The sequence below is a fragment of the Comamonas jiangduensis genome (assembly GCF_030162955.1).
Classification (GTDB): domain Bacteria; phylum Pseudomonadota; class Gammaproteobacteria; order Burkholderiales; family Burkholderiaceae_C; genus Comamonas; species Comamonas jiangduensis.
The window spans coordinates 1-1,776 of sequence record NZ_JARXOV010000036.1 but is presented as its reverse complement, the minus strand read 5'-3'; the positions used below and the strand labels follow the sequence as shown (position 1 = coordinate 1,776).

Genomic DNA, 1,776 nt, shown 5'->3' with positions numbered 1-1,776 from the left:
CAAGATGACTGAGGCCTCTGGCGTCCTATCAAAGTCAGCTTGAAAGAACGCATGTCTCCATTGTATTTGGCTTCCTGCGGACTTGTGTCCGCCAATGCCTAAAGTTTCCCCCAGCCACAAAAACGACGCAGGCGGTGCCTCCCTTGGTACCAATGCGAATTTACGAGCCCCGACAGGGATCACACGCCAAACTGAGCGTTTCGCGCTCCAGTCTGTTGCCCGTCAGCTACTGCCAAAAAGCCGTACTTCCCTGTGCCTTCGCGCTCGCGCCTTTGGGCGTCAGGGGGTCGATGTTCTCAAGTCCAAGAAGTACGACACCGCCCACTATGCAGGGCTGCAAACCTGCGGCAGTGTGTGGACGTGCCCTGTGTGCGCTGCCAAGATTGCAGAACGCCGCCGCCTTGAGCTGCAATCGGCCATGTCCCAGCATCAGGCATCAGGCGGATCTGTCCAGTTGCTCACCCTCACTACTCCCCACACCCGTTTTGACAAGCTGGAAGACCTGATGGCCAAGCAAGCCGAAGCCGTCCAGAGCTTCCTGCGCGACAAGACGGTAAAGAAGGTGTTTGCAGAGATGGGCTACATAGGCCAAGTGCGCGCCCTTGAGGTCACACATGGCCGTAAGGGGACCAACAACGGTTGGCATCCACACTTCCACTTCCTCCAGTTTGTCGAGTTCGCTCCACACCCAATGCAGCTAGACGATTGGAAGTTGAGACTGTTTGTCCGGTGGGCTTCTTGTTGCAAAAAGGCTGGGCTTTCAGCCCCAACCATGCAACACGGTTTGGACATCAGAGACGGTAGCTATGCAGAGAAATACGTCTCCAAGTGGGGCTTGGAAGACGAAATGACCAAGGCTCACATCAAGAAGGGTCGCGCAGGAGGCGAGACACCTTTCGACCTTCTTAGGTCGTGCCTGGTTGATGCAGAAGACCGCCAAGCAGCCTTTCTGTTCAAAGAGTTCGCAGCCAATTTCAAAGGGAAACGTCAGCTCTCCTGGTCGAATGGACTAAAAGCCAAGTTCGACCTGGTTGAAAAGACTGATGAGGAGCTGTCAGAAGAAAAAGAAGATGAGGCGTACCTGTTGGGGCAGATCGACATTGACCAATGGCGTGACGTTCTCAAGGTGGATGCACGCGGGATCGTTCTGGAGCTGGCCTCATTGAAGGGGTGGACTGCTGTCGAGAACTTCCTGTTTGTCATCAAGGGAGCCCACGACCCGACCACTCTTGCCGCTCCTGTGACCTTGGATATCGTTAGAGAGGCTAGGGAGCTTCTTCTGGCTGCATGACCAGCACACAAACGTAGTTTGCATAAGTGCGCCCTTCGGGGGTATCGGGGGGCCCGCCCCCTGATGTTCACCTCTCGCCGCGCAACGTACCCAGCGCAATGAGCACAGCGCCCAAGCCGCGCCGGTATCTAAAAAGTGAAACTTTCGGCAGTTTCCCCCTGCACTTTTCGCAGCTTTCGTGCACCTCGCCAGCTCGCCGCGTGGCCTGCTGGTCGCGGATCAAGAGCTTAAAAATTCGCGTCCTGAGAACAACGGTATTCCGCGGCAGCGCCGACAGGGTGGGCAAGCGGCGCGCCGCACGCCGTGTCGAGCGCTTCCGCGAACGACCTTCACGGCTCTATACTGCGAAGACGTTTTGCCTTTGAAACCGTGTGGAACCCCAAAAGCTCAATCCGAGAGGACGTTGTGGGGGTTGACGTCCAACCGAGCTGTGACCGGCTCAAATAATTCAGCGTACCCACCAAAGGCGAAGCCCCAGCATCCGG

Annotated in this window: 1 protein-coding gene; it reads left to right on the top strand. The window is 56.6% G+C overall.

Annotated elements, in window-relative coordinates; translation table 11 throughout:
* The first annotated feature begins 94 nt into the window (after nt 1-94).
* Nucleotides 95-1,291: a protein rep gene (locus tag QEP12_RS16800; RefSeq protein ID WP_180864276.1), complete on the top strand. Its 1,197-nt coding sequence runs from the start codon at nt 95-97 to the stop codon at nt 1,289-1,291.
* Nucleotides 1,292-1,776 lie beyond the last annotated feature (485 nt).

Bases quoted from the DNA above. Each gene is read 5' to 3' on its own strand.
- QEP12_RS16800 (WP_180864276.1), top strand. From the start codon at position 95: ATGCCTAAAGTTTCCCCCAGCCACAAAAACGACGCAGGCGGTGCCTCC.